The following is an 8,044-nucleotide window of genomic DNA, read 5'->3' on the forward strand; positions in this document are numbered from 1 at the left end:
TTTGCTTCAAAGGACCATCTGACCGCCTTTTTTGGAACCATTACCTTCTACATCGGCATCTTTTCACTGCTGTTTCAGATGTTCGTCACGAACCGGATCATGAAGCGGGGAGTGGGCTGGGCGATCATGATGCTGCCCGCAGGGTTGCTGGTTTCCTTTATTGCCCTGGCCGTACATCCGAAGCTGTGGGCGGCGGCCCTGCTTCAGCTGGTGGACGGCGGGCTCAGCTATTCGATCCATCGATCCGGGATGGAACTGCTCTATTTGCCGATTCCGCCGCAGACTCGAAACGCGGTCAAGGGATTCATCGACATGTTTGTCGATCGGACGGGACGCGCGATCGGAGCCGTACTGCTTCTGGCGTGCACCGTGATACTGACGTTCTCAATACCCGCATTGAGTATTGTGGCGGCGTTTCTGGTCATCGCGTGGATCGCGATGGTGATTGCCGTGAAGCGCGAGTATCTGCATTCTTTCCGGCTGGCGCTGGAGAAATCGTCGATCGAGCCTGAAGCCCTTCAGCTTCGTAATCTGGATCGGGGAACAGCCCGGACGCTTATCCGGCTGCTGGACAGCGATGACGAGCGGCAGGTGCTTTATGCGCTGGACCTGCTGAGCAATACGCATCCCAATCGCTGGCGCGATCAGATTTCGATGTTGATCCGGCATCCCTCCGCCGCAGTCCGCGCCCGAACGATCGCACTCCTGGCTTCATGGAACGATCCGTTGATTGCGCGCGATGCCTTCATTCACCATCCCGATTATGAAACCGCCCGCGTTGCAATGGCCGGAGCCTTACGGTTTTACTGGACCGGATCGTTCCGGGACAGGGAATCGCTCGACGGTTTGTTGCGCGATTCATCTCCGGCGGTTGTGCGCCAGGCGATGGTTACCGCGGCGATGGTCAAGTATGAGGACGCCGTTCCGTTTCTCATCGAAAAGCTTGCGGATCGCCACTTCCGGCGCGACGCGCGCGCTGCGCTTGCGAAATTCGGTAATTCGATAATTGCCGACCTGGTGGCGCGGCTTCTGGATTCGGGTCAGCCCGGGCGCATCCGCATGAGGATCCCGAAGACGCTGGCGCTGGCAGGGACTCCCGAAGCAGCCGAGATGCTGCTTCGCTGCCTCCATCAGGTGGAATATCACGTCGACTATGCCGTCCTGAAAGCGCTCAACCGGATGCGGGGCGGTTTTCCGAAGATCCGTCTCGACCGTGCCCGTGTCATCCGGGCCATTTATACGGAGCGCGAAGCCTACGACCGTCTTTTAAACGTTCACGGGTGGCTCCTGGCGAGCGCGCCGGAAGGGCCGGTGTTCCAACTCCTGACGCGCGCGGTGGCCGAGCGCATGGGGGAACGGCTGGAACGCATCTTCCGGCTTGTCGGATTGATCTATCCGCCGAACGATATTTATGCCGCTTACTACAATTGGCAGATGCGCCCTGCCATGCGGGCCAGCGCCATCGAGTTTCTGGACAACCTGCTGGATACACGGATGAAAGAACTGATCATCCCATTGCTGGAGGAAGGAGGACCGCGTCCGGCGCGTGCGATGTCCAGACAAACCGTGTTCGGAACTCTTCTGAAGGGCGAGGATCCGTGGCTCAGCACGATCGTAATGGAGCTTGTCTCGAATGAAACAGGAATGCAGTACCTTAACGCCGGTTGACAAGGTTTTGTGTCTTCAGAGCGTCGACGTGTTTCGGCATGCAACGACCGAAATGCTGGGATTCATAGGCTCGATCGCGAGGGACGTCGAAGCACCTGCCGGCCAAACGATCTTCGAGGAGGAAGATGTTTCCGATGCAATGTACGTCGTCGTGCAGGGATATGTGCGCCTTGAAAAGAACGACGAAGAAGTGATGGTCGCGACCGCCGGCCAAAGCTTCGGCACCTGGGCATTATTCGACAATCAGCCGCGGCTTATGAAGGCGATTGCCGTGGGCAACGTGCATCTTCTGAAGATCCGCAGCGAGGATTTTTACGACCTGCTCTCGGATCACGAGGAGATCACTCCTGTCATGTTCCGGGCAATCATCGAGCGAGTGAAGACTCTAATTCCGGGGTAACCATGACGCTGAAGACCAGAGAACAGCAATTGACCGCGCAGCTGATGCAGGCGGAAAAAATGGCCGCGCTGGGTCTGTTGGTCGCGGGAGTCGCGCACGAAATCAATACGCCGATGGGCGCCATTCACAGCAACAACGACATCATGAATCGCGCTGTCGGTAGAATTCGCACGGCTCTCGGGCCGTCGCCCGAAAGAGAAGTCGGCCGCCTGCTCGATATTCTGGAACAGGTATGCAAAAACAATGAGGCCGCAACCGAACGCATCATGCACATCGTGCGCAGTTTAAAGAACTTTGCCCGTCTCGATGAGGCGGAAAGGAAATCTGTCAACATTCATGAAGGCATCGAGAGCACGCTGGCTCTGATGCAGCATCAGTTAAAAGGCCGGATCCGGATCGAAAGAGATTTCGCAGAGTTGCCCGAGATCGAGTGCCACCCGAATCAACTGAATCAGGTTTTCATGAATATTCTTGTCAACGCCGCGCAGGCAATCCCGCAGCGCGGCACCATCCGCATCCGAACTTGGACGGAAAACGATCAGGTAAAAATTGCCATCGGCGATAGCGGCGTTGGCATATCGGACGAGAATCTGCCGAAGATTTTCGATCCAGGCTTTACAACGAAAGGCGTCGGGATCGGTACCGGACTTGGGCTATCAATCTGCTACAAGATCGTGCAGGACCACGCGGGCACGATCGACGTAGACAGCTCAAAATCGGGCACAACGTTCACGATCGCGCTGCCCCTTCACGGATCCATGAAAGGTTAGAACGTGTCAGACAACTCCGAAAATAGCGGAAGGATTCCGAGGATTCTGCTCGTCGACGACGAAGAGATGGTTTTGAACTCCATCAAATCGTTCTTCTCAATCGAGAGCGCTTATGAACTTGTGACCCATACGTCGCCAATCAAGGCCCTTCAGGAGATCGAACGGAATGACATGAATTTCGATCTCGTGATCAGCGACTACCTGATGCCCGAGATGGATGGAATCACTTTTCTGGCCAAGGTGAAGGAAAGGCTGCCTTTTGTGCCGCGCATTCTTCTCACCGGTTACGCGGATAAGGAGAATGCCATCAAGGCCATCAATAACGTGGGGCTCTACCAGTACATCGAGAAGCCCTGGGACAACGAGGACTTGAAATTGGTCATCCGGAACGGACTGGAAAAAACGGTGTTGCTCAAGCAACTCGAAGAGAAAATTCAGGAAGTCGAACGGGCGCACCGTGACTTGAGCGACGTCCAGAAAGATATCCTCCGCGTCTTTGCCTGAGGGAACCGCCGTTCTATCGGAGCGGATTCGCCAACGGAAGGGAACGGAACACAAAAAGCACAAACAAAACACAAAAACACAAGAAAAACGTTGCGAGCCGCTTTTTGTGCTTCTTGTGTCCGTTCCCGATCCTATTTTGCCTTGGGAACAATTCGTGCAGCCAGTGGCGGGGGATGGAAAGATTGATGGTGCCGCGGATCAATGCTCTGACGATTTCAGCTCTCGCCGGTTTGTTTTTTGCCACCAACCTGCAAGCACAGGACGCTTCAGTGCCGGACTCGCGGACCGGACAGATCGAAAGCGAACAGTCTGCGAAATCTCAGGCTTTAACGCCGGATACACCGGACCGCAGCGAACGACGATTCGTGGATGGCGAACAGGACGCCCGTTACATCCTGCAAGGGCCGAAGCTGCACCTTCAGATGGGCGGTCTTCCCATGCCGGCCACTTTTGCTGTCGGGCCTGCGGTTCAATGGCAGAGCCGGAACGATGCAGCGCACGTGGATCTGTGGGCGGTCGGCTCGTTCAGTGGATTTTACGGGGCAGGCACCGGTCTGGAACTGCCGCGTTTTACGAGCCGCCGCCTGGACGTGACCTTCAAGGCTGCTCATTATGACCTGCCCCGGATGGATTTTTACGGCGAAGGCCCCACATCCGTGAAGGGTCATCGAACCGATTACCGTCTGGAAAAGACACCCATTGAAGCCGGAGTGGAGTGGTCCGCGTTGACGCACCTTCAGCCGCACTGCAAGGCTGAAGAGGATCTGCTGAACGTGGGGCCCGGCACGAGCGACACTGTGACATCGACTCCACTGCGCTTCGGCCCCGCCCAGGCGCCCGGTATCGATCTTCAGAGCAATTATTTCATCGGCGGATGCGGCCTGAAGTTTGATTTCCGGGATCTGCCGGAATATCCCCGCAGTGGAACCGCCTTGTTCCTCGATTATCGCCGGTTTGTTGCAGAGCAACGAAGCATCAATTCATTCCACCGCGCCAATGGCAGCGTCGAACAATACATTCCGTTCTTCAACGCCAAACGCGTCATTGTGCTTCACGCGGCCGCCGACATGACGTTCCATGACTCCAATCAGGTGGTGCCTTTTTACATGCAGCCCACCCTCGGCGGTTACAGCGACCTGCGCGGCTACCGCGCGCTGCGGTATTACGACGAGAACGCTGTCGTGGCGAATGCCGAATACCGGTGGGAGGTATGCACCGGCTTCGATATGGCCCTGTTTATGGACGCCGGCGAAGTATTTCACCGGCCCAGCCAGTTCAGTCTGGGCCTTATTCAGAACGATGCAGGCTTCGGCCTGCGCTTCAACAACCAGCAGAACCTGGTCTGGCGGATCGATACCGGCTTCAGCCGGGAGGGATTTCAGATATGGGCCTCATTCAAAAAAGTCTTTTGATCTTGCTGGCCGTCGCCGCCGCAACGCTGGGGCTTCAGGCCACGGGAACATCGCCGATTTATTTTCCGGATGATCCCATTCAAGTGATGCCGCCTCCGGTGCCGGTCACGAAAGTTTCCGTTCATAAGATCGATCAGCCATACGACTTTGTGATGAACTCCATCCGCTGGAAACCCCGGCCGCCGGTTCCTGCCGCCGGCGTGAACACGATGGGAAGTCCGCCCGATAGCGCCTGGTATACGAGCCGCCACAGCGTGCACCGGATGACGCGGGAGGAACTTCAGCGCGGCCCCGCTCATGAACAGCCTGCCGGGCCCTTCACGATTGTGGGAGGAAAAATGGAAGGCATTACTCCAGGGTTCCGGATGGAGGACTCCAAAGGCCGGCTCTATTTCGTCAAGGTCGATCCGAAGAGCAATCCGGAACTGGTGACCGCGTCGGATGTGCTCGGCTCCCGATTCCTTTACGCGCTGGGATACAACGTCCCCGAGAACTATATCGTGAAGCTGAAGTTGTCGGATTTGCGGCTCTCCGGCAAAGCTAAAATCATGGGCACTGACGGCCACGTGCGCAAGATGAGCTGGGACGATGTTAAATATATCGCCAAAGCGATTCCGCATTATCCGGACGGCTCATTCCGCCTGATGGCCAGCCTGAAAGTCGAAGGCGGGCCCGCCGGGCCTTTTTACTACGAGGGCCTCAGAAGCGACGATCCCAATGATCTCGTCCTTCACGAAAACCGGCGGGATCTTCGCGGTCTCTATGTTTTTTTCGCGTGGCTGAACAATACCGACGCCCGAGCGGGTAATACATATGACGCTATCGTGAAAGACAGCGCTGGACGCTCCTACATCAAACACTATCTGATCGATTTCGGCTCCGCCTTTGGCAGCGACGGCGACGGTCCGAAGGACGCACGCCTCGGGTATGCGTTCATGATTCCAACGCCCCACGATGCGCTGCGGTCCATCGCGACGCTGGGGTTGTTTCCGCGTCCCTGGGAACGTATGGAGTACTCCAAACTGCCCGCCGTCGGAAACTTCAGCGCCGACGGGTTCGATCCGGATGAATGGAAATCCGACTATCCGAACCCGGCTTTCATGAGCCGGCAGCCGCAGGATGACTTCTGGGCCGCGGAGCAGGTGATGGCGTTCACATCGGATGATATCCGCGCCATCGTGGAGACGGCCGAATTCTCGGACCCGCTCGTCGTCGAATACTTGACCAACACTCTCGCCGAACGGCGAGACAAAATCGGTGAGACCTTCTTTGCGAAAGTTCTGCCGCTCGACAACTTCCGTATCGAGAACGGCGAGCTTCGGTTCGATGACCTCGCCGTCCTCCACGAGTTCCGGCCGCCGGAACACTACGACGTGCGCTGGTTCGAGTTCGACAACATGACCGGTCGTCAGTCGCCGCTGTCGTCACCGCTCTCAGCGCAGGTGCCGGGCGACGTGCAACACGCTGCTGTCGGATCATACTTTTCGGCGGTTATCACGACAGCGAAAGACAAAGTGAAATCCGTAACGGTCACGGTCCGAAAGACCGATTCCGGCTACCACATTGTCGGCTGCTCCCGCACCTCGTAACAAAACGTCCCCATTTTGATATCGTTATGTAACACATGATTGTGGTGAAGTTTGGCGGGACGTCGGTGGGGGCGGCCGCGCAAATCGAGCAGGCTGCGCGCATCGTGTATGCGATGCGCAACCGTGAGCCGATTGTTGTGGTGTCGGCGATGGGCGGCGTCACGGATGCGCTGCTTCAGGCGGGCGATGCGGCGGTCACAGGCCAGACACGCCAGCGTGAAGACAAGCTCTGGGAAATCCGCAGCCGCCACGATCAGGCAATCAACGAACTCTTCAAGGACAGGAACATCGCAGTCACGGTGCACGATGCCGAGCGTGTCATTCTCGAAGAAGTCCAGAAGGTCTTCACGGGCGTATCGCTCCTTCGGGAGATGAGCGCGCGTTCCCGCGATCTGATCAGCTCATTCGGTGAACGTCTCATCGTTCCGATCTTTGCCCGATATCTTTCGACTCTGGGCCAGGACGCGGAACCTGTCGACGCGCGCGAAATCATCGTCACCGGCGAAGACGCGCAGTATCTGCTTGTCGATTTCGATGAAACCCGTAAACGCTGTCAGAAGTTAACGAAGATGGTCCACGGCGGCCTGATTCCGGTAGTAACAGGCTTTATCTGTTCGACGCCGGACGGCATCACGACGACGCTCGGACGCGGTGGTTCGGATTATTCGGCATCGATCATCGGCAGTTGCGTCAAAGCCGAAGAGATTCAAATCTGGACGGATGTGAGCGGCGTGATGACGGCGGATCCCAGGATCGTGCCTCAGGCCCGGGTCCTCGATCGCGTCTCATACAAAGAAGCCGCCGAGATGTCATATTTCGGCGCGAAGGTGCTCCATCCCCAGACGATCATGCCGGCGGTCGACGAGAACATCCCGATCCGTATCAAGAACACGTTTGCTCCGGAAGATCCCGGAACGCTGATCAGCGCCGAAACGCCTGCCCGGGAATTCAGCGTCAAAACCGTAACGTCGATTACCGGAATGTCGCTGGTCTCCGTCGAAGGCCGCGGAATGATCGGCGTGCCGGGCGTTGCCGGGCGTGTCTTCACGGCAACGGCAGGACAACGGATCAACGTCCTGATGTTTTCGCAGGCTTCCTCGGAGCAGCACATTTCACTCGTGGTGAAGCGCCACGAGGGCGATCAAACCGTGAAGGCTCTGCGGCGCGAGTTCGAAGCGGAAATGGAGCGGCGCCGGATCGATCGCGTGGCATCGATTTCCGAGATTGCGATCATCGCTCTGGTAGGAGAGGGAATCAAAGGTGTGCCCGGCGTTGCGGCGCGTGCCTTCGGGGTCCTCGGCGGGGCGGCAATCAACATCATGATGATCGCCCAGGGATCGTCAGAGCTGAATCTGTCGATAGTGGTGCGTGAGAAGGATGCCGCGCGGGCAGTTCAACTGATTCATGAAGCATTCGAACTGGCCAGATGATAGTCTTCAGAGCAGCTGGCAAATTTAGATCGCGCGAGGTGCAAAAGCTCTTGTGCCTTGAAGCGTTTGTGGTATTTCTTTTCTTTGACACTTACTAGAAAAGTTGGGTTTCTGCTCCTTCTGCTCACGGCCGGTTCACTCGCCGGCACCGCGGGATTCGCATTCTTTCTGTCGCGGACGGCAGGCGGCGGTCTTTTTGTGGTCGCGGGGCAGCAGGAGCACGCGATTCTGCAGCAGATCCAGATTCATACGCTGGCGATCCGGGAAGGCG

General features: G+C 57.2%; 8 protein-coding genes. All 8 read left to right on the forward strand.

Features of this window, described 5'->3' with window-relative positions:
• On the forward strand, positions 1-1,668 hold a 1,668-nt coding region (locus tag VGK48_10900), incomplete at its 5' end, for a hypothetical protein (GenBank protein HEY2381674.1).
• A 28-nt stretch (positions 1,669-1,696) separates the two neighbouring features.
• A complete protein-coding gene (locus VGK48_10905) occupies positions 1,697-2,068 on the forward strand; it encodes a cyclic nucleotide-binding domain-containing protein (GenBank protein HEY2381675.1) in 372 nt (123 codons plus the stop codon).
• 2 nt (positions 2,069-2,070) lie between these two features.
• Positions 2,071-2,838 (forward strand): ATP-binding protein, encoded by a 768-nt coding sequence (locus tag VGK48_10910; protein ID HEY2381676.1) that lies wholly within the window; start codon positions 2,071-2,073, stop codon positions 2,836-2,838.
• 3 nt (positions 2,839-2,841) lie between these two features.
• Positions 2,842-3,342, forward strand: coding sequence for a response regulator (locus VGK48_10915; protein ID HEY2381677.1), 501 nt, complete (start codon positions 2,842-2,844; stop codon positions 3,340-3,342).
• Between the two features lie 173 nt (positions 3,343-3,515).
• Positions 3,516-4,754, forward strand: coding sequence for a BamA/TamA family outer membrane protein (locus VGK48_10920; GenBank protein ID HEY2381678.1), 1,239 nt, complete (start codon positions 3,516-3,518; stop codon positions 4,752-4,754).
• Entirely contained in the window at positions 4,727-6,343 is a 1,617-nt protein-coding gene (locus VGK48_10925; GenBank protein HEY2381679.1) for a hypothetical protein, read from the forward strand. Before VGK48_10920 ends, VGK48_10925 begins: the two co-directional genes overlap by 28 nt.
• Before the next feature lie 35 nt (positions 6,344-6,378).
• Complete coding sequence (locus VGK48_10930; protein HEY2381680.1) at positions 6,379-7,773, forward strand: aspartate kinase; 1,395 nt, start codon at positions 6,379-6,381, stop codon at positions 7,771-7,773.
• An 84-nt stretch (positions 7,774-7,857) separates the two neighbouring features.
• On the forward strand, positions 7,858-8,044 hold a 187-nt coding region (locus tag VGK48_10935; protein ID HEY2381681.1), incomplete at its 3' end, for a hypothetical protein.

The organism is Terriglobia bacterium, from assembly GCA_036496425.1.
In the GTDB taxonomy this organism is placed as follows: domain Bacteria; phylum Acidobacteriota; class Terriglobia; order 20CM-2-55-15; family 20CM-2-55-15; genus 20CM-2-55-15.